We start from the raw sequence: 20,238 nt of genomic DNA, 5'->3' as shown, positions 1-20,238 counted from the left end.
TACCGCCGAGTTTCACGCGAGCGTCATGGGGCACTTCCCTGACGTTTGGTGCTCTTGGAACACTCCTTTCGCGCACGTTCCATCACCTTCCGGCCGAATGGGCCCGCCAGGACAAGAGGTCACCCACCCATGCCCCAAGTGAATCGGCGCCGATTCCTCCAACTCGCCGGTGGCACCACGGCGTTCACCGCGCTGTCCAGCAGCATCCAGCGTGCGGCGGCTCTGCCCGCGCACCATCGTTCGGGCACGATCGAGGACGTCGAGCACATCGTCGTCCTGATGCAGGAGAACCGTTCTTTCGACCACTACTTCGGTTCGCTGAGGGGTGTCCGCGGCTTCGGCGACCCGCGTCCGGCGACCACCACGGGCACCAAGTCGGTCTGGTACCAGTCGGACGGCACCAAGGACGTCCTCCCCTTCCACCCGGAGGCGGACGACCTCGGTCTCGCGTTCATCCAGGACCTCCCGCACGGCTGGAGCGACGGGCACACCGCGTTCAACAAGGGCAAGTACGACAAATGGGTGCCCGCCAAGTCGGCGACGACGATGGCCTATCTGACGCGCGAGGACATCCCGTTCCACTACGCGCTGGCCGACTCGTTCACCGTCTGCGACGCCTACCACTGCTCGTTCATCGGTTCCACGGACCCGAACCGCTACTACATGTGGACGGGCTACACCGGCAACGACGGCAAGGGCGGCGGCCCGGTCCTCGGCAACGACGAGGCCGGGTACGACTGGACGACGTACCCCGAGCGGCTGGAGGCGGCCGGGATCTCCTGGAAGATCTACCAGGACATCGGCGACGGGCTCGACGCGAACGGCTCCTGGGGCTGGATAGCGGACGCCTACCGCGGCAACTACGGCGACAATTCGCTGCTGTACTTCAACCAGTACCGCAACGCCGAGCCCGGCGACCCGCTCTACGACAAGGCGCGCACCGGCACCGACGCCCGCAAGGGCGAGGGCTTCTTCGACCAGCTCCGGGCCGACGTGCAGGGCGGGAAGCTGCCGAAGATCTCCTGGATCGCCGCGCCCGAGGCCTTCACCGAGCACCCCAACTGGCCCGCCAACTACGGTGCCTGGTACATCTCCCAGGTGCTGGACGCGCTCACCTCGGACCCCGAGGTGTGGAGCAGGACGGCGCTGTTCATCACGTACGACGAGAACGACGGCTTCTTCGACCACCTGGTGCCGCCGTTCCCGCCGCAGTCCGCGGCGCAGGGCAAGTCCACGGTCGACGTCGGCCCGGACCTATACCAGGGTGACGCGAGCCGTGCCGCCGGTCCGTACGGACTCGGCCAGCGGGTGCCGATGCTCGTCGTCTCGCCCTGGAGCAAGGGCGGTTACGTCTGCTCCGAGACGCTCGACCACACCTCGATCATCCGGTTCATGGAAGCCCGGTTCGGGGTGCGCGAGCCCAACATCTCGCCGTGGCGGCGTGCCGTCACCGGCGATCTCACCGCCGCCTTCGACTTCGCGCACAAGGACACCAGGCCGGTCGCGCTGCCCGACACCGACGGTTACCGGCCGCCGGACGGCAACCGTCACCCGGACTATGTGCCGACCCCGCCGGCGAACCCCGCCCTGCCCCGGCAGGAGCGCGGATCGCGCCCGGCCCGCCCCCTCAAGTACGCGCCCCTCGTGGACGGTTCGGCGGACACCGCTGCGGGCAGGTTCAGTCTGACCTTCGGCTCCGGAGCCAAGGCCGGCGCGGCCTTCCTCGTCACCTCCGGCAACCGCGCCGACGGCCCCTGGACGTACACCACCGAGGCGGGGAAGACCGTCTCGGACACCTGGAACTCGGCCTACTCGGCCGGCTCGTACGACCTCACGGTGCACGGTCCGAACGGCTTCCTGCGCACCTTCAAGGGAGCCAACAGGACGGCAGGGCCCGAGGTCACCGCCCGCCATGTCGGCTGCGACGTCGAGCTCACCCTCGTCAACAAGGGCGCCGCCACGGCGACGCTCAAACTCACCGACGGCTACGGCGGGCAGCCGCATGTCTTCCGGGTACGGGCGGGCGCGACCGTGAAGCACAGGGTGGACCTGCGGGCGAGCAAGCGCTGGTACGACCTGACCGTCGCCTGGGACGCGGAGGCGGGCTTCCTGAGGCGATTCGCCGGACATGTCGAGAATGGCAAATCCGGCGTCAGTGACCCGGCCCTCGTCACCGTCTGATGGATACCCAACTGACAGTTGATTTCCGGCCATGTCACGGTAGGGTGCCCCGGTGACCACGCATTCGAACACTCCTGCAGGTTGGTACCCGGACCCCAACGCGCCTCAGACGCAGCGCTACTGGGACGGCTCGCAGTGGACCGACCAGCAGGCTCCGGCCGCTCAGCAGGTGCCGCAGCAGGGCCAGGCGCCTCAGCAGGCGTTCCCCCAGCAGGGCGCGCCGGGCACGGACCCGCGCGTGCAGCGTCAGGTGCAGCAGCAGGCCGGGGTGGCCCCCAGCGTCGTCGGCGGCGGCAGCCTGTTCACCGAGCCGGTCCTGGTGGTGAACCAGAAGGCCAAGCTGATCGAGCTGACCAACGAGTACAAGGTCATGGACCAGCAGGGCAATCTGATCGGCTCGGTCGTCCAGGTCGGCCAGGGCGTGCTCAAGAAGATCCTGCGCTTCGTCTCCAGCCTCGACCAGTTCATGACGCACAAGCTGGAGATCCGTGACGCGCACGGCCAGCCGCAGCTGCTGCTCACCCGCCCCGCGAAGTTCCTCAAGTCGCGGGTGATCGTGTCGCGTCCGGACGGTTCGCCCGTCGGCGAGATAGTCCAGCAGAACATGATCGGCAAGATCAACTTCGCGATGAACGTCAACGGCCAGAAGGTCGGTGCGATCAAGGCGGAGAACTGGCGTGCCTGGAACTTCGCGATCGTCGACCACACGGACAACGAGGTGGCCCGGATCACGAAGACCTGGGAAGGCCTCGCCAAGACGATGTTCACGACCGCGGACAACTACGTCCTGCAGATCCACTTCCAGCTCCCCGAGCCGCTGCTGAGCCTCGTCGTCGCGACGGCGCTGACCGTCGACACGGCGCTCAAGCAGGACTCCCGCGGACTGGGTTAACCGGACCGGATGTGCGGAAGGGCGGCTGCGGATCTCTCCGCGGCCGCCCTTCGTGTCTGTTGCGCCCCTCACGACCGCCGGCCACGTGTCGCGTCCGCCGGTCGCCCTCGGCGTCGCCTCCCCGCGAGGACGTGAGCCGGCTTCCCGTGGTGACCCGAGTCCGTTCCCGACGGGGGGCGGGGCTGTTCCTCCAGGGCCCTACAGGGACGTGAGGTGGCCCGAGTTGGGCTGCTGAGGCAGCAACGAGGGCTCGTACGCCGCCGATCCGGGCTCCAGGGCCAGCACCGCGGCGACGGGATGCTCGTCGTCCACCAGGGTGTCCACCGGGTCCGCGGCCGGCTCGGGTGCCGAGCGGGACAGCGTCACCACGCCCCACCCGGCGACCGACGCTCCGGCGAGCGCGAGCAGGACGCCCGCCGCGCCGCCCTGGAGGCGTTCGCCGAGCAGCGACAGTCCGATCACCGCCGCGGCCAGCGGGTTGGCGAGCGTCACGACGGCCAGCGGAGCGCCGAGTCCGCCCTGATACGCGGTCTGCGACAACAGCAGTCCGCCCGCCGCGAAGACCGCCACGAGCAGTGCCACCACGACCACTTGGGCGCTCATCAGGGAGTCCGAGCGGTCCGTGGCGGCCACCGTCACGGTCTGGGTGAGAGCCGACGCCACGCCCGAGGCGAACCCGGAGGCCGTCGCGTGCCGCAGGCCCGGCCGCGCGCCGCGCGACAGCCCGCCGATGAGTACGGCGGTCGTACCGGCGACGGCCAGCGCCTGCGGCAGGCTCAGCACATCGTCGGGCGCGGGTCCGGACGCGCTGACGAGCAGTGCGGCGAGGCCGAGCAGGGTGAGCGCCGTACCGCGCCACTCGACCGCGGTGACCCGCCGTCCGGCGACCCGCGCGCCCAGCGGCACAGCCGCCACGAGCGTCAGTGCCCCCAGCGGCTGGACCAGGGTGAGCGTTCCGTACTTGAGGGCCGCGACGTGCAGCAGTGCGGCCGAGGCGTTGAGCGTCACCGACCACCACCAGGCGCCGCGGGCCAGCAGGCGCAGCGTGCCCGAGCCGGCCGACCGGGCGGCGAGCCGCTCCTGGGCGACGGCCGCGGCGGCGTAGGCCGCCGCGGAGAAGAGGGACAGGACGATGGCGGCGAGCGTCGGGGTCATCGCCCGGCTCCCACGAGTTCGGGCAGATCCCGTACGGGGGCCTCGGCGAGGTCGTGCTCCTGGTGCCGTCCCGCGGTCGTCACCGTCCGGTGCGGCGGGTGGACGACGGCGAGAGCGACGCAGAGCAGCGCGGTCGCGACGATCGCGTCGAGCCAGTAGTGGTTCGCGGTGCCGACGATCACCAGCAGGGTGAGCAGCGGATGCAGCAGCCACAGCGGGCGCAGGCGCGACCGGGTCGTCGCGATCAGGCCGATCGCGACCATCAGTGCCCAGCCGAAGTGCAGCGACGGCATCGCCGCGAACTGGTTCGCCATCGTGTCGGCCGCCGGGTGCGCTCCGTACACCGTGGGCCCGTACACCTGGCCGGTGTCGACGAGACCCGTCCCGGCGAGCAGCCGCGGCGGTGCGAGCGGGAAGGTGAGGTGCCCGACCAGGGCGGCGGCGGTGACCAGGGCGAGGACCCGGCGGGCCCACACGTAGTGCGCGGGGCGCCGCAGATACAGCCAGACCAGGAAGGCGGCGGTGGCCGGGAAGTGGACCGTCGCGTAGTAGGTGTTCGCGATGTGCACGAGCGAGTCGCTGTGCAGCAGCGTGCCCTGGAGGGCGCCCTCGTCCGGCAGGTGCAGGAATCGTTCCCAGTCCCAGACGCGGTGCGCGTCCGTGAAGGCCTGGTCGGTGTGGCCGGTGGCCAGCACGCGGCCGGCCTTGTAGACGACGAAGAGTCCGACGACGAGCAGCAGCTCCCGCAGCAGCGGCGGGCGCGCGACGGTGTCGTGCGGGCGTACCGGGGCGGCCGCGTCTCGTGACGCGGCCGCCGGTATGGCCGCGTCGGGCGGCTCCGGTTCTGATGCGGACTCGGATGCGGAATCTGCAGGCTCGGTTCGGGAATCCATCCCCCGGCCCCCTCGCTGACGGTCTGGTGTGGGGTGGTGCGCGGTGAGCCCGGGACAGGATCCACTCGACGTCCGCCCGATCTCCGGGTGCGGGAGGAGTGGATGCTGTCCGAGACTCATCGATACGGCAGTGTACCGATACGACAGTGTACCGATACGGGAGTGTACCGATACGGAGGCGTACCGGTACACTGACGTATCGATTAGAGTGGATGCAAGACCGCACCGGCGTCGGCCGGTTTCCAGCGAGGAGAAGCGCCATGACGTCGCAGGCCGCGGACGGACCGGAGACGGTCGTCGCCTCGCGCCGCTCCAAGATCACGCCCGAGCGTGAGCAGGAGTTCTACGACGCCGTGCTCGAGCAGATCCGGGAATGCGGCTACGAGGCGCTCACCATGGAGGGCGTCGCCGCCAGCACGCGATGCAGCAAGTCCACGCTCTACCGGCAGTGGAAGACGAAGCCCCAGTTCGTGGCCGCCGCGCTGCGCAACAACCGCTGTCCGCGGTTCACGGGCATCGACACCGGCTCGCTCGCCGGGGACCTGCGCGAGGCGGCCAGGGCCGCGGGCGAATGGTCGGCCCGTGACAGCACACAGCTGCTGCAGGGCCTCGGCAACGCCGTGATGCAGGACAAGGAGCTCCAGCAGGCGCTCCGTGACGCTCTCGTGGAGCCCGAGGTCGCCGAGCTGAGGCAGATGATCAGCCGGGCCGTCGAGCGCGGCGAGGTCGCCGCCGATCACCCGGCGCTCGAGTTCATCCCGGCGCAGATGCTCGGGGTCCTGCGGGTGCGCCCCCTTCTGGAGGGCCAGTACGCGGACGCGGCGTATCTCACACAGTTCGTGGAGGCGGTCGTGCTGCCGACGCTCGGCCTGACCTGAGACTCAGGCCGCCGTCCTCGGGATGACAGGACGTCGGCCTGTAACGCGCCGCACCGTGGGGACGGGGGCGGCGCGCACCCACCGGCCGGGTGGGGTTCCCCTTGAGCGGAGGGGCGCCCCATCCGGCCGATGCATGCCCACGGACCCCGCGCGCGAGCCGACGGGAAGACCCGCTCGGCGGGTGGACGGGACGGGGATGCCCGGCTCGGCGCGCGGAGCGGGTCAGAAATGCCCGCTCCGCGCGGGGCCGGGACAGGGGCGCCCGGCGGTGCGCCTAGACGTTCTGGCCGCTGCCGCCGGTCCCGGACGCCACCTTGATGCCCTTGGTGATCGTGTCGATGACCGACAGCTCGGGAGCCTTGGAGCTGACATCGACGCCGAAGCGCACGACGACGAGCGAGGTGGAGTCGGCGGGGGAGGGGAACACGAGCGATTCGACGTAACCGTCGTCACCCTTGCTCGTCACGACCTTCCAGCGAACCATGTAGCCCTTCTCGCCGGCCACCGTGACCGCCTTCGAGGCGAGCTGGGTGTGCGAGGTGATCGAGCCGTAGCCCTTGCCGTACGAATCGTCGGCGTTCGCGGAGATGTCCTCCTTGGCCGCCGCTTCCGCCGTGGTGGACTTCAGTTTCAGCGCCTTCGCCGGGGCCGAGTAGGCGCCGCCGCGCTGGCAGTTCTGCGAGGTGTCGCCGGGGCACTTGTAGGTGTCCTTGGTGGCGACCGAGGCGGAACCCGCGCGGCTCTCGCCGGTCCACTCGTCCGGCACCGGGATGCTGATGCCGTTGTAGACGTCCGTGGCGTAGCCGTCCTCGGTCCCCGGCTGACCCGACTCGCCGGGCGCCGGCGTCTGTCCGCCGGAGCCGCCGGAGTCCCCCGGCGCGCCGCTCGGGCCGTCGCTCGGGCCGCCCTGTCCGCCGCCGGGTCCGCCCTGGCCGTCCGGTCCGCCGGGCCCCTGGGAGGCCGCGCTGCCACCACCTCCGCCGTCGTCCTTGGTCAGCGCGTACACGCCGCCGCCGATGCCCGCGAGGACGGCGATCGCCGCGGCGACCGCTATGCCCATGCGCAGCCCGCGCCGCGGGGAACCCGGGGCCAGGGCCGGATACGGGGCGAGGGCCGGATACGGTCCGGCGGCCGGCGCGTGTGCCGGGGGACCCCATACGGCGGCCGACCCGACGGGGCGGACCTGGTCCGTCCATGCCTTACCGTCCCACCAGCGCTCGGTGGCGGGAGCGTCATTCGTCTGCCCGGGGTCGGGATACCAGCCGGGGGGAGTCACCTGCGTCATGGCCCCACCGTATGAGTCCAGGGTGAAAGGCGGATGAGAGGGCCCCCCGAAGCCCGCCCCGGGAGCCTGTCAAGGGGTTCCCGCGAGGCCCGGCTCACTCCACGACGAGCCGCGCGGGTGCCCGCTCCGCCCGCGCCGGCAGCCGCAGCCCGTCCCGGCCCGGCGTGATCGAACCGAGCACGCTGGGATGGCGGGCCCCGGTGCTCGCCGGTTCCGTGCCCGCCAGGCCGTGCACGGTCAGGAAGCCGAGGACCGCGAAGGCGTACGCCTCCTTGGCGGACGCGGGGAGCCCGAGCTCGTCGGAGGTACGCAGCGCCACGCCGGGAAGCTCCGCGTCCAGCATCGCCATGAGGACCGGGTTGCGCGTGCCGCCGCCGGAGGCGATCACCTCCGTGGCCCGCACCGACCGCACCGCGTCCGCGACCGTCCGGGCGGTGAGCCGGGTGAGGGTGGCGATGACGTCCTCGGCGGTCAGCGTCCCGAACCCGGCCAGCGCGTCCCACAGATAGCCGAGATGGAAGAGCTCCTTGCCGGTCGTCTTGGGCGCGGGCAGCGCGTAGTACGGCTCCGCGAGCAGGCGCCGGAGCAGGGGATCGTGGACGGTGCCGCGTGCGGCGAGGGCGCCGTCCACATCGTGGTCGAGGCGCCCTCCGCTCAGCCCCCGGGCCGCCGCGTCGAGCAGCGCGCAGGCGGGGCCGGTGTCGAAGGCGGTCCCGTCCGGCGCGGTCAGGTTGGCGATGCCCCCGAGGTTGAGCGCCACCGGGGTACCCGGGCGGCCCCGCAGCCACAGCAGGTCGACCCGGCTCACCAGCGGCGCCCCCTGTCCGCCCGCGGCGATGTCCCGCGGCCGGAAGTCGGCGACCACCGGCAGTCCGGTCGCCTCGGCGATCCAGGCGGGCTGCCCCAGCTGGAGGGTGCCGTGCACCTGCCCCCGTTCGGCCCAGTGGTAGACGGTCTGGCCGTGCGAGGCGATCAACTCCGCTCGCCCGTCGCACAGTTCATGGTCGGCGCGAACGGCCGTCGCCGCGAACGCCCGGCCGATCAAGGTGTCCAGACGGCACACCTGGGCCAGGTCGGTCGGGGCCGGTGGCAGCGCGTCCGCGAGCGCGTCGCGCAGTGCCGCGTCGTACGCCTCGCTGACGTGGCCGAGCGGCCGCAGGACGAGGACGTCCGCGTCGAGCTCCAGATCCACGGCCGCCGCGTCGATCGCGTCGTACGACGTACCGGACATCAGGCCGATCACCCGCACGCGCTCACCTCCCCTTCTCCGTACGGAGCGTGGCGAGCGCGAGCGCGCTCACCGCGCAGGTCGCCGCCGCGTAGTACCCGGGGATGTGGACGCTCCCGGTCCGTGCGGCGGTTTCCGTGATGATGAGCCCGGCGCAGCCCGAGAACACGGCATTGGACAGCGCGTAGGCGAGTCCGAGCCCCGTGCAGCGCACGCTCGTCGGGAACATCTCCGCGAGCATCGCGGGCCCCGGTCCCGCCATCAGCCCGACGACGGCACCCGCCGACAGGACGGCGAGACCCTTCACGGCGTTCGAAGTGCCGCTGTTCTGAAGGAGGTCGAGCAGGGGGATCGACAGGACGGCGACCAGCACGGCGCCGGCGAGCATCACCGGACGGCGCCCGATCCGGTCGCTGAGCAGACCGGCCGGGAGGATCGTGGCCGCGAAGCCGAGGTTGGCGAGGACCGTCGCGAGCAGCGCCTCCCGGAAGGTCGTGCCCAGGGTGCTCTGGAGGTACGAGGGGAGCACGACGAGGAAGGTGTAGCCCGCCGCGGACCAGCCCATGATCCGGCCCGTGCCGAGAGCGATCGCCCGGGCCACCTCGCGTGCCGGCGGCCGTTCGCGCGCGTGCTCATGGGCGAACGACGGCGTCTCGTCCAGCCGCAGCCGGAGCCACAGCGCGCCCAGGCCGAGAGGCAGGGCCAGCAGGAACGGCAACCGCCAGCCCCAGTCGCCGAGTTGAGCCTCGCTGAGCACGCTGGCCAGCAGCGCCGCCACGCCGGCTCCGCCCAGCAGGCCGAGCGCCACCGTGAACGACTGCCAGGCCCCGTACAGTCCGCGTCGGCCGGGTGGCGCCGACTCCGTCATCACGGAGACCGCGCCGCCGAACTCCCCGCCCGCGGACAGGCCTTGGACAGCCCGGAGAAGGGTGAGCGGCCACGGGGCCAGGGCGCCCGCGGTGGCGTACGTGGGCAGGACGCCGATCAGGGTGGTCGCGGCCGACATCAGGACGACGACCGTGATCAGTACCGGCCGTCGTCCGACGCGGTCGGCGAGCCGACCGAACAGCGCGGCTCCCACCGGCCGGAAGAAGAACGCCAGTCCGAAGGACGCGTATGTCTTCACCAGTGCCTCGGCACCGCCGCCGCCCTCCGGGGTGAAGAAGCGGGCCGCGATGATCGTCGCGAAACAGCCGTAGACGCCGAACTCGTACCACTCGATGAGGTTGCCCACGGAGCCCGCGAACAGGGCTCGGCGGGACTGCCCTGACCGGAGGGCGCGCAGGTCGGAGTCGTGCGCGGGGGCGCTCATGCCGGTTCCTCCCGGGGGGCGTGCGGGGCCGGGCGGTACCGGTTCCGCGGTGAGACCGATGGAGGAAAGTTACCTTCATTTTCGGGTCTGCTGACTGTCAATAACTTTCACGGAGGCCGATGGGCGCCCGGCGGCGTCGACTCCCGGACACCGCCGTCACCCGTCTCGGCAACTGCTGCCGGGTCCCGCCTCCGTCGTGGCTCCCAGGGGGCTAGGCTCATGGGAGTTACGTCATTCGGGCGACCTGGGGAGGTAACGGGATGACGGAGGCACGACCCGGAGCGGTCGCCTCGGCTTCCCTGTGGGAGCGCGACGAGGAGGTCGCCACCCTCGAAGAGGCGATCGCCGCGCTGCGCGCGGACTCCGCGGTCTCGGGCAGCCTGCTGATGGTCAGCGGCGACGCGGGACTCGGCAAGACCGCTCTCCTCGCGGAGGCACGCCGGATCGCGGAGAGCAACGGCTGCACGGTGTGGTCGGCACGCGGCGGCGAGACCGTCACGTCCGTTCCCTTCAATGTCGTACGGCAGTTGCTCCAGCCCGCCCTCGTCTCGCTCCTCCCGGAGGAGGCGCGCGAGTACCTGGGCGACTGGTACGACATCGCCGGCCCCGCCCTCGGCATAGCCGAACCGGGTGACCGGCAGCCCGACCCGCAGGGTGTCTGCGACGGTCTGGTCGCCGCGGTACGCCGGCTCGCCAAGCGGGAATGGCCGCTCGTGCTGCTCATCGACGACGCGCACTGGGCCGACCAGGAGACGCTGCGCTGGCTCGCCGCGTTCGCCGAGCGCCTCGACGACCTGCCCGTCCTCGTCGTGGTCGCCCGCAGGCCCGGCGGGGTCACCGGCGAGAGCGCCCGGCTGCTCGACGCGGTGGCCGCCGAGGCCCGTCCCATCTCCACCCTGAGCGCGCTGACCCCGGCCGCCGCCGAGGGACTCACCCGCGCCACGCTCGGCGAGCACGCGGACGCGCCCTTCTGCCGCGAGGTGTGGGCCGTCACCGGCGGCAACCCGTACGAGACCGTCGAACTGCTCGCCAAGGTCCAGGACAGCGAACTGGAGCCGAGCGAGGGATCGGCCGCCGACCTGCGCGACCTGAACCGCTCGGCCCGCGGCCGCGGACTGGTCGCCCGCCTCGAAGGACTCGGCATCGACGCCACCCGGTTCGCCTGGGCGGCCGCCATCCTCGGCACCGGGATCTCCCTCGACCTCGCCGCCCAACTCGCCGGAATGCCCGACGACGAGGCCAACCGCTGCGCCGAACTGCTGGGCGCCGCACGCATTTTGACCACGGTCGGATCCGCGAACGGCCACGGGCCGGACGACGACCTGGAGTTCGTGCACCCGCTGATCGCGACCGCGGTCTACCGCTCGATCCCGGACGCCCTGCGCACGGCGATGCACGGGCAGGCGGCCTGGGCGGTCACCGAGTCCGGACGAGGTGCCGCCGCGGCCTCCCGCCACCTGCTCGAAGTGCATCCGGACGACGATCCCGAGCTCGTCGAGCAGATGCGCGAGGCCGCCCGCGAACACCTGGCCGTCGGCGCCCCGGACGCGGCCCGGCGCTGCCTGGAGCGCGCGCTGAAGGAGCCACCGCTTCCCGAGGTGCACGCGCGCGTGCTCTACGAGCTGGGCTGTGCCACGCTCCTGACCGCGCCCTCCACGACCATCGGCCATCTGCGTGCCGCGCTCGAACGGCCCGGCCTCGAGGACACCACGCGCGTGGACGCGGTCTTCCGGCTCTCCCAGGCGCTGCTCCACAACAACCAACTGGACGAAGCGGTCCGCACGGTCGACGAGGAGGTCGAGCGGCTCGAGCCGGGACCCGCCCGGATGCGGCTCCAGGCCGTGCACTACATGTGGGAGGGCATCCACGCGGGCGAGGAGCGCTCCGGACACTCCAGCGGTCTCGCGGAACTCGTCGCGACCTGTACGGGGCGCGACAACTCCGAGCGCGCCCTCCTCATACTGCGCGGCTTCGACGCGATGACCCGCGGCGAGAACGCCGAGGAGGTCGTGGAACTCTGCGACCGCGCCCTCGTCAACGGCCGCCTCGCGCCCGGACTCGCCTGGACCGACACCGAGTGGGGCGTCGAACTCCTCCTCATGCTGGGCAGCGCGTACGCCTACGCCGACCGGCTCGACCGGGCCGAGAGCCTGTTCAGCGAGGCCCTGCACGCCTATGTGAAGGCGGGCTGGAGCGGCGGCCATCAGTCCCTGGCCAACGCCTACCTGGGACTCGCACTCCGCCGCCGGGGCCGCCTCGCCGACGCGGAGCACTACCAGCGCGAATCGCTGCGCCTCGCGGAGCGCGTCGGACGCGGCCTGCCCCTGTACTGGTCGGCGACCTGCGGGCTCATCGACACCCTGCTGGCCCGCGGTCACGTCCAGCAGGCCGCGGAGATCGCCGAGCGCTACGGCTTCGCACCTCCGTACCCCGCCACGATCGTCCTTCCCGACACCCGCTCCGTGCGCGGCCGTCTGCTGCTCGCCGTCGGCCGCACGAAGGAAGGCATCAACGAACTGGAGGCGGCGGAGAAGGCAGCCGGCGCCCGGGGCCACCACAACACGGTGCTCGCACCCTGGGCCGTGGACCTCGCCAGGGCACTCGCCACGGAGGACCCGTCGCGTGCCGCCGCCCTGGCGGGTGACGCCCGTCGCCAGGCCGAGCGGTTCGGCACCGACACGGCGATCGGCGAGGCGCTCCGCTGCGCCGCCGCCCTCGAGACCGGCCAGCGCGCGGTCCGGCTGGCGGCCCAGGCGGTCACCTACCTGGAAGCCTCCCCCTGCCAGTACGAACACGCGGCCGCCCGCATCGAGTACGGCATCGCCTCCCGCTCGGTGACGGAACTCAACAAGGGCCTGACGCTGGCGCGTACCAGTGGCGCCGACGGGCTGGTGGCGAAGGCGGAGGCGGCGCTGGCGGGCCTGTAGCCCGCCGCGGCTGCCCGGCCGGGCACCGAGCACCCGCTTCCATGCCCGGCCAGGCACCGAGCACCCGCTTCCGTGACCGGCCGTGCACCGAGCACCCGCTTCCGCCGGGCCCGCGAGCATTGCGGCGCCCGCTCATCAGGCGGGGCCGTGAGACTGCGGCGCCCGCTCATCAGGCGGGGCCGTGAGACTGCGGCGCCCGCTCACCAGGCCGGCCCGCTAGCATTGCGGCGCCCGCTCACCAGGCCGGCCCGTGAGCATGGCGGCGCCTGCTCATCAGGCGGGGTGAGCCATCCCGGGGCGGGCTCCCGCTCATGAGGTCACTCCGGGCGGGGGTCGCCCTCCGTGTCCTCTTCGGCCAGCACCCGCTGGGCCACGGCGAACGCCGAATTGGCCGCCGGGACACCGCAGTAGACCGCTGTCTGCAGCAGCACCGCGCCGATCTCCTCGGGTGTGAGCCCATTGCGCCGCGCCGCGCGGACATGCATCGCCAGCTCGTCGTAGTGCCCGTGCGCCACCAGCGCGGTCAGCGTGATCATGCTGCGTTCGCGGCGCGTCAGCGTCGTGTCGGTCCAGATCTCGCCCCAGGCGTAGCGCGAGATGAAGTCCTGGAAGCGGGCCGTGAACGGGCTCTGGCGGGCCTGCGCGCGGTCCACGTGCGCGTCACCGAGAACCTGGCGGCGGACCTCCATGCCGCGCCGGGCGCCGCCCGCCGAGAAGTGCGTCCGCAGGGCTGTCAGCACGGCCTCCGGGCACTGCGCGGGCGCCAGGTGGGAGGCGCCCGGGATCTCGACGAGCGCCGCGCCCTGCACCGCGTCGGCGATCTCCCGCAGATGCGCGGGCGGCGTCGCGGGGTCCTCGCGCCCGGCGATCAGCAGGGTCGGCACGGTGAGCGACGACAGCCGGTCCCGGATGTCGAACGCGGCCAGGGCGTCGCAGCAGGCGGCGTACGCCTCCGGGTCGGCGCCGCGGTGGTCCTCGACCAGCTCCGGCACGGTGAAACCGGCGGTGAACCAGCGGGTGTCGGCGGTCGCGGCGACGGGCGCGAGGCCTTCGCGGCGCACCAGCTCGGCCCGCTCCTCCCACGGCTTCGACCCGTTGAAGTGGGCAGAGGAACAGATGACGGCGAGGGACGAGAGCCGTTCGGGGTGGTGGACCGCCAGATGCAGACCCACCGCCCCGCCGAGCGACACACCGGCGTACGAGAAGCGCTCGATGCCCAGGGAGTCTGCCAGCTCCAGCACGAGCGCGGCCAGGTCGGCGACGGTCGCCCCCGGTCCGATCAGGTCGGCCGGAGAGCCGCCGTGTCCGGGAAGGTCCCAGCGCACCACCCGGTGGGTGACGGACAGGTCGGGCGCGACCCTGTCCCACAGGGCGTACGACGTCCCGAGCGAGGGGCCGAGGAGCAGCGGGGGAGCGGTGGCCGATCCCTCGGTGCGGTGGTTGAGCAGTTTCACGGTCAACGTCGCTCCAGAGCACGGTCGGTGAGGACTCCGGCGGAGCCCGTGTAGCGAGTGGGGTCGGTGAGGTCCGCGAGGTCGACGTCCGGGCGGTCCTTGAGGCCGGGCTCCTCGCGGAGCACGTCCGCGAGGGGCCGCCGCTCGGTGACCGCCCGTTCGGCGGCTCGTGTCAGCAGGTCCCTGGCGGGCGCCCGGCCGAGCACCGGGGACAGTTCCGCGGCCAGCCGCTCCGAGACGATCAACCCATGGGTGAGCCCCAGATGTTCGCGCATGGCCTCGGTGTTCACCCGCAGACCCTCGGTCAGTTCGGCCGCGTCGAGGGCCGCCCCGCCGACCAGCCGGAGCAGATCGCGCAGGGGCTCCCACTCGGCGTGCCAGGCCCCGGCCGGCCGCTCGTCCTCGGCCGTCATCGCGCCGTACAGCGTGGCCGCGAGCAGCGGCGCGCGCCGGGCCGCGGCGGCCACCAGCGTGGCCCGCACCGGGTTCGCCTTGTGCGGCATCGCGGACGAACCGCCGCCCGACCCCTCGGCCAGCTCGGCGATCTCCGTGCGCGAGAGGGTGAGCACGTCGGCGGCCGTCTTGCCCAGGGCACCGGCCGTGAACGCCAGCGCTCCGGCCAGGTCCGCGATCGGCGTGCGCAGGGTGTGCCAGGGCAACACGGGCTCGGCCAGTCCCAGTTCGCGGGCGTACGCCGCGGTCAGGGCCCGGGTGTCGTCCGCGCCGAAGGCTGTGAACGCGGCCAAGGTGCCTGCCGCGCCGCCGAGTTGGGCGGGCAGCGAGGACCGCACGGCCCGCACCCGGTCCCTGGCGTCGAGCACCAGCGACCGCCACCCCGCCGCCTTGAGCCCGAAGGTCGTCGGCACCGCGTGCTGGGTGAGCGTGCGGCCCGGGAGCACCGTGTCGCGGTGCTCCTCCGCCAGCCGGGCCAGGGCCCGCCCGGTGCGGTCCAGGTCGCTCAGGACCAGGTCCAGGGTGCGGGCCGCGACGAGCATGGTGGCCGAGTCCAGGATGTCCTGGCTCGTCGCGCCCCGGTGGACGTATGGACCGTACTCCGCCGGGACGGCGGCCGTCAGGTCCGCGACCAGGGGAATCACCGGGTTGCCGCCGCCCCGGGCGCGCAGCGCGATCGACGCGACGTCGAAGTCCCCGGCGTCGGCCGCCGAGGACACCGCTGTCGCGGCGTCGGCCGGGGCCAGCCCCAGCGACGCCTGGGCCCGGGTCAGCGCGGCCTCCGCGTCGAGCAGTGCCCGTAGATACGCGGTGTCGCTCGTCGCGGCCGACGCCGGGGAACCCGCCCGGCCGGGGGCGAGCAGGCCGGTGTCGGACGCGACGGGGTCGGCAGGTGTCACTGGAACTCCAGGAAGACCGTCTCGCCTTCGCCCTGAAGGCGGATGTCGAAACGGTACGTCCGCAGCGCGCCCTCGGCCGCGATCAGCGTGGCGCGCCGCTCGGGCGGCAGCGCGTCGAGCAGCGGGTCCGTGCCGTCGGTCAGATAGGCGCGGGTGAACAGGTGGTGTGTCAGACCGCGCGCGAACACGCAGACGCAGATGTACGGCAGCCCCGCGTTGCCGGGCGGCAGTGTGCGCAGCGCGTAGTGCCCGTCGGCGTCGGTGGCGACGCGGCCGAAGCCCGTGAAGTCGACGCCGTTGCGGCCGAGGAAGCCGCCCGTCGACGGGTCGCGGCGCAGGGAGCCTGGGGTGCCCGTCAGGGAGCCGTCGGGCGCGGCCTGCCAGAAGTCCAGCAGGGCGTCGGGGATCGGTGTGCCCGCGCCGTCGTAGACATGGCCGTGCAGGGTGATCGTGTCGGGGTGGCCCTGGGGCGCGATGTCGCCGCCGCCCGGGAAGGGCAGCGCGTGGCCGTAGAAGGGGCCGATGGTGTGGGAGGGGGTGGGGAGCAATCGCTCGGTCATGCTCAACGGCCTTCCTCGATCCAGGTGGCGGAGGGACCGTCGAGGACGATGTCCCACTCGTAGCCCATGGAGAACTCGGGCCGCGAGAGATCGTGGTTGTAGGTGGCGATCAGCCGGTCGCGGGCCGCCTCGTCCGTCACGGACCGCAGGATCGGGTCGTAGGGGAACAGCGGGTCGCTCGGGAAGTACATCTGGGTCACCAGCCGCTGCGTGAAGGCCGTGCCGAAGACCGAGAAGTGGATGTGGGCGGGCCGCCACGCGTTGGTGTGATTCCCCCACGGGTACGGGCCCGGCTTGATCGTGGTGAACGCGTACCGGCCCTGATCGTCCGTCAGGGTGCGTCCCACACCGGTGAAGTTGGGGTCGAGCGGTGCCGGGTGCTGCTCGCGCAGATGGGCATACCGTCCGGCCGCGTTGGCCTGCCAGATCTCGACGAGCTGACCGCGCACCGGACGGCCGTCGCGGTCGAGCAGCCGGCCCGAGACGGTCATCCGCTCGCCGATCGGCTCACCGCGGTGCTGCAGGGTGAGGTCGTTGTCGATCTCGGTGATGTCGGTGACCCCGAAGACCGGGCCCGACAGCTCGACCGTCTCCGGGTCGCCGCTCACGGCGACCAGCGGCTGCTTCGGGTGGCGCAGCCCGGAGCTGCGGTACGGGGCGTAGTCGCGAGCGGGGTGGTGCCGCACGGGCGCGCCGCCGGCCACCGCCTTGTCGTAGGCGTCCTGGAGATCCTTGATCTCGACGTCGATGTCCGACTGGGTCAGAGCCATGGCCGACTTCCTAGCGTTCGAGGACGAGGGCGAGACCTTGGCCCACGCCGATACAGAGGGTGGCGACACCAACTCCGCTTCCCTTGCGGGCGAGTTGGTGGGCGACGGTGCCGGCGAGCCGGGCACCGGAGGCGCCGAGGGGGTGGCCGAGGGCGATGGCGCCGCCCTGGGGGTTGAGGATCCCGGGGTCGAGCCCGGGCCATTCGGCGACACAGCCGAGGACCTGGGCGGCGAAGGCCTCGTTCAGTTCGAGTGTCGACAGATCGTCAAATCCCTTGCCCGACTTGGCGAGCGCGCGGTTCACGGCCTCGACGGGGGCGAGTCCGAAGTACTGCGGGTCGACCGCGGACACGCCGGTGGCGGAGACACGGGCGAGGGGCTCGCGGCCGGTGGCCTCCAGCCCCTCCGCGTCGACCAGCAGCAGGGCGGCGGCGCCGTCGTTGAGGGGCGAGGCGTTGCCCGCGGTCACGGTGCCCCCTTCCGTGCGGAAGGACGGCTTCAGCCGGGCCATCGCGTCGAGGGACGCGTCGGCGCGTACGCACTCGTCGGCGCCGAACACGACCTGGTCGCCCTTGCGCCAGGGGAGGGACAACGGGGCGATCTCGGCGTCGAACAGGCCCTCCTCCCGGGCACGGGCGGCCTTCCGGTGGCTGGCGAGGGCGAACTCGTCCTGCTGTTCACGCGTGATCTTGTGCTTGTCCGCGATGAGTTCGGCGGATTCGCCGAGCGGGATCGTCCACTGCGGGTCCATCCGCGGATTGACCATGCGCCAGCCGAGGGTCGTGGAGTACAGCTCGGCGTGCCCGGCGGGAAACGGCCGGTCGCTCTTGGGCAGGACGTACGGGGCACGGGTCATCGACTCGACGCCACCGGCCAGGGCGATCGAGGCGTCGCCCAGGGCGATGGCGCGGGCCGCCTGGATGACGGCTTCGAGCCCGGAGGCGCACAGCCGGTTGACGGTCACGCCCGGCACGGAGGTGGGCAGTCCGGCGAGGAGGGCGGCCATCCTGCCCACGTTGCGGTTCTCCTCGCCCGCGCCGTTGGCGTTGCCGAAGTACACGTCCTCGATCCGCGCCGGGTCCAGCTCCGGGGTCCGGGCGAGGAGTTCACGGATGGCGTGGGCGGCCAGGTCGTCCGGGCGGACGCCGGCCAGCGAGCCGTTGTATTTGCCGACCGGCGTCCGGACGGCATCGACGATGTAGACGTCCTTCACGACGGGATCTCCTCCACGACACGGACCTCGGCGGCGGTCTTCGCCCTGATCTCCTCGGCTGTGACACCGGGAGCCGTCTCCACCAGCAGGAGCCCCTCGTCGGTGACGTCGAGGACGCCCAGATCGGTGATGATCCGGTTCACGCACGCCTTCCCGGTGAGCGGCAGCTCGCACTCCCCAAGGATCTTGGGCGAGCCGTCCTTGGCGGTGTGGGTCATCACCACGATGACCGTACGGGCCCCGTGCACGAGGTCCATCGCGCCGCCGATGCCGGTGATCATCTTGCCGGGGACGGCCCAGTTGGCGAGGTCGCCGCCCGCCGAGACCTGCATCGCTCCGAGCACGGCGACGTCGATGTGCCCGCCGCGGATCATCCCGAAGGACAGCGAGGAGTCGAAGTACGAGGCGCCCGGCAGGACCGTGACGGTCTCCTTGCCCGCGTTGATGAGGTCGGGGTCGACCTGGTCCTCGGCCGGGTAGGGGCCGGTTCCCAGAATGCCGTTCTCCGACTCCAGGATCACCTCGACGCCCGCGGGGAGGTGGTTGGGGATCAGTGTCGGCAGACCGATGCCGAGGTTCACGTACTGGCCGTCCGCGAGCTCGCGCGCGGCGCGGGCGGCCATCTCTTCCCTGCTCCAGGCCATTACTCGCTCACCGTTCCGTCCGCCGCGGACGCCGAGACCGTCCGCTTCTCGATCATCTTGGCTCCCGCCTGCTCGGGAGTCAGGGCCACGACGCGCTGCACGAAGATGCCCGGCAGATGCACCGCGTCCGGATCGATCCCGCCCGGCTCCACGAGCTCCTCCACCTCGGCGATCGTCACCCGGCCGGCCATCGCCGCGAGCGGGTTGAAATTCCGGGAGGACTTGTTGAACACGAGGTTGCCGTGCCGGTCGCCCTTCGCGGCCCGTACCAGGGCGAAGTCGGTGCGGATGCCGTGCTCCAGCACGTACGGGGTGCCGTCGAACTCGCGCACCTCCTTCGGCGGGGAGGCCAGCGTGACGCCGCCGTGGCCGTCGTACCGCCACGGCAGTCCGCCGTCGGCGACCAGCGTGCCGACTCCGGCGGGCGTGTAGAAGGCGGGAATCCCGGCACCGCCCGCGCGCAGCCGCTCGGCCAGCGTGCCCTGCGGGATCATCTCGACCTCCAGCTCGCCGGCCAGGTACTGCCGGGCGAACTCCTTGTTCGCGCCGATGTACGAGCCGGTGACACGGGCGATCCGCCCGGCGGCGAGCAGGATCGCGAGCCCCGAGTCCATGGCCCCGCAGTTGTTGGAGACCACCCCGAGCCCCTGGACGCCGCGTGCGTGAAGGGCCTCGATCAGCACGTTCGGGACGCCGCCGAGGCCGAATCCGCCGACCGCCAGTGTCGCGCCGTCCGGTACATCGGCCACCGCCTCCAGTGCCGTGGCGACCACCTTGTCCATCCGTGAAGCCTCATCTCTCCCGCGTGTCCAGTGCCCAAATTAATCAGGGCACTGATTAATTCCTCGAGGTTTCTCAACACGCTGCCACCCGGACTCCTGCCCGTCAATACCCCTGATGGAGAACCGATCGGGGAGGATCCCGGGCACCGGGACAATCGCAACGCGGGCAGGTATCGTTCAGTGCACCAACGAATATCACCCTGGTGCGACGCGGACGCACGCGCGTACCGGACCCGAGGAGCGCACATGGCCGCGGTGGACCTCTCCACCCACCCCGGGCACCTGGCCCGGCGACTGCAGCAGGCGCACTACCTGCTGTGGAACACGATGGTCTCCGAGGAGATCACCTCGCCCCAGTTCGCGGTCCTGAACGCGCTCGTCGCCGAGCCCGGCCTCGACCAGCGCACGGTGGGGGAGCGGGTCGGGCTCGACCGGTCCACCATCGCCGAGGTCATCAGCCGGCTCGGGCGCCGTGCTCTGCTGGACAAGGTGCGCGATCCCCAGGACGGACGGCGCTTCCTGCTCCGCCTCACGGACGACGGACTGCGCACCCACCGCAGACTGACCGTCCGTACCGCGCGCATGAACCAGGTCTTCCTGGCCCCGCTCTCCGCCGAGGAGCAGACCCTCTTCTTCGACCTCATCCAGCGGGTCTCGGACGCCGCCGAGGGGCTCCGCAACGCCGCGGACCCCCTCGGCGCGCAGCGCTAGC

The 20,238-nt window shown here is 72.1% G+C and carries 17 protein-coding genes; 5 read left to right on the top strand and 12 right to left on the bottom strand.

The features are described 5' to 3' along the window. Positions 1 to 129: 129 nt before the first annotated feature. Together OOK38_RS00840 and OOK38_RS00835 are read left to right on the top strand one after the other, a co-directional pair. On the top strand, positions 130 to 2,181 hold the full coding sequence (locus OOK38_RS00840) for a phosphocholine-specific phospholipase C (RefSeq protein ID WP_266764013.1): 2,052 nt from the start codon (positions 130 to 132) through the stop codon (positions 2,179 to 2,181). A gap of 52 nt (positions 2,182 to 2,233) precedes the next feature. Further along, positions 2,234 to 3,073, top strand: coding sequence for a phospholipid scramblase-related protein (locus OOK38_RS00835; RefSeq protein WP_266764014.1), 840 nt, complete (start codon positions 2,234 to 2,236; stop codon positions 3,071 to 3,073). A 198-nt stretch (positions 3,074 to 3,271) separates the two neighbouring features. On the opposite strand, the gene OOK38_RS00830 is transcribed toward OOK38_RS00835, so the two are convergent. Further along, positions 3,272 to 4,228 carry a hypothetical protein gene (locus OOK38_RS00830; RefSeq protein WP_266764015.1) on the bottom strand — a complete coding sequence of 319 codons (957 nt, stop codon included), beginning with the start codon at positions 4,226 to 4,228 and terminating at the stop codon, positions 3,272 to 3,274. After that, complete coding sequence (locus OOK38_RS00825; RefSeq protein WP_266764016.1) at positions 4,225 to 5,121, bottom strand: phosphatase PAP2 family protein; 897 nt, start codon at positions 5,119 to 5,121, stop codon at positions 4,225 to 4,227. The genes OOK38_RS00830 and OOK38_RS00825 overlap by 4 nt, the downstream gene beginning before the upstream one ends. A gap of 260 nt (positions 5,122 to 5,381) precedes the next feature. Between OOK38_RS00825 and OOK38_RS00820 the strand changes: the two genes are divergently transcribed. Then, positions 5,382 to 5,999 carry a TetR/AcrR family transcriptional regulator gene (locus OOK38_RS00820; RefSeq protein ID WP_266764017.1) on the top strand — a complete coding sequence of 206 codons (618 nt, stop codon included), beginning with the start codon at positions 5,382 to 5,384 and terminating at the stop codon, positions 5,997 to 5,999. 274 nt (positions 6,000 to 6,273) lie between these two features. Here OOK38_RS00820 and OOK38_RS00815 read toward each other — a convergent pair whose 3' ends face one another. The 3 genes from OOK38_RS00815 to OOK38_RS00805 form a co-directional block, all read right to left on the bottom strand. Continuing rightward, positions 6,274 to 7,284, bottom strand: coding sequence for a DUF2510 domain-containing protein (locus OOK38_RS00815; RefSeq protein WP_266764018.1), 1,011 nt, complete (start codon positions 7,282 to 7,284; stop codon positions 6,274 to 6,276). Between the two features lie 94 nt (positions 7,285 to 7,378). Continuing rightward, a complete protein-coding gene (locus OOK38_RS00810; protein WP_266764019.1) occupies positions 7,379 to 8,533 on the bottom strand; it encodes an anhydro-N-acetylmuramic acid kinase in 1,155 nt (384 codons plus the stop codon). Between the two features lie 4 nt (positions 8,534 to 8,537). Beyond that, entirely contained in the window at positions 8,538 to 9,824 is a 1,287-nt protein-coding gene (locus OOK38_RS00805; RefSeq protein WP_266764020.1) for an MFS transporter, read from the bottom strand. 260 nt (positions 9,825 to 10,084) lie between these two features. Between OOK38_RS00805 and OOK38_RS00800 the strand changes: the two genes are divergently transcribed. Then, the gene (locus OOK38_RS00800) at positions 10,085 to 12,751 is read left to right on the top strand and encodes an AAA family ATPase (protein WP_266764021.1); all 2,667 of its coding nucleotides are present in this window, start codon (positions 10,085 to 10,087) and stop codon (positions 12,749 to 12,751) included. 317 nt (positions 12,752 to 13,068) lie between these two features. On the opposite strand, the gene pcaD is transcribed toward OOK38_RS00800, so the two are convergent. Genes pcaD through OOK38_RS00765 form a run of 7 tightly spaced genes read right to left on the bottom strand, consistent with a single transcriptional unit; the run spans position 13,069 to position 19,526 of the window. Then, positions 13,069 to 14,211: a 3-oxoadipate enol-lactonase gene (gene pcaD / locus OOK38_RS00795; RefSeq protein WP_266764022.1), complete on the bottom strand. Its 1,143-nt coding sequence runs from the start codon at positions 14,209 to 14,211 to the stop codon at positions 13,069 to 13,071. Then, on the bottom strand, positions 14,208 to 15,557 hold the full coding sequence (gene pcaB, locus OOK38_RS00790) for a 3-carboxy-cis,cis-muconate cycloisomerase (RefSeq protein WP_266764023.1): 1,350 nt from the start codon (positions 15,555 to 15,557) through the stop codon (positions 14,208 to 14,210). The genes pcaD and pcaB overlap by 4 nt, the downstream gene beginning before the upstream one ends. Continuing rightward, on the bottom strand, positions 15,554 to 16,117 hold the full coding sequence (gene pcaG, locus OOK38_RS00785) for a protocatechuate 3,4-dioxygenase subunit alpha (protein ID WP_266764024.1): 564 nt from the start codon (positions 16,115 to 16,117) through the stop codon (positions 15,554 to 15,556). Before pcaG ends, pcaB begins: the two co-directional genes overlap by 4 nt. Positions 16,118 to 16,119: 2 nt before the next feature. Continuing rightward, positions 16,120 to 16,887, bottom strand: a complete 768-nt coding sequence (gene pcaH / locus OOK38_RS00780) for a protocatechuate 3,4-dioxygenase subunit beta (RefSeq protein ID WP_266764025.1) — start codon at positions 16,885 to 16,887, stop codon at positions 16,120 to 16,122. Positions 16,888 to 16,897: 10 nt separating this feature from the next. After that, positions 16,898 to 18,100, bottom strand: coding sequence for a thiolase family protein (locus OOK38_RS00775; RefSeq protein ID WP_266764026.1), 1,203 nt, complete (start codon positions 18,098 to 18,100; stop codon positions 16,898 to 16,900). Further along, a complete protein-coding gene (locus tag OOK38_RS00770) occupies positions 18,097 to 18,744 on the bottom strand; it encodes a CoA transferase subunit B (RefSeq protein WP_266764027.1) in 648 nt (215 codons plus the stop codon). Before OOK38_RS00770 ends, OOK38_RS00775 begins: the two co-directional genes overlap by 4 nt. Continuing rightward, positions 18,744 to 19,526, bottom strand: a complete 783-nt coding sequence (locus tag OOK38_RS00765; protein WP_266764028.1) for a CoA transferase subunit A — start codon at positions 19,524 to 19,526, stop codon at positions 18,744 to 18,746. Before OOK38_RS00765 ends, OOK38_RS00770 begins: the two co-directional genes overlap by 1 nt. A 246-nt stretch (positions 19,527 to 19,772) precedes the next feature. Here OOK38_RS00765 and OOK38_RS00760 point away from each other — a divergent pair, with 246 nt between their 5' ends. Next, on the top strand, positions 19,773 to 20,237 hold the full coding sequence (locus OOK38_RS00760) for a MarR family winged helix-turn-helix transcriptional regulator (RefSeq protein WP_266764029.1): 465 nt from the start codon (positions 19,773 to 19,775) through the stop codon (positions 20,235 to 20,237). Position 20,238 lies beyond the last annotated feature (1 nt).

The organism is Streptomyces sp. NBC_00568 (assembly GCF_026341855.1).
GTDB lineage: Bacteria > Actinomycetota > Actinomycetes > Streptomycetales > Streptomycetaceae > Streptomyces.
Note: the sequence above shows the minus strand (reverse complement) of the source record. Positions and strands in the feature narration are given on the sequence as shown.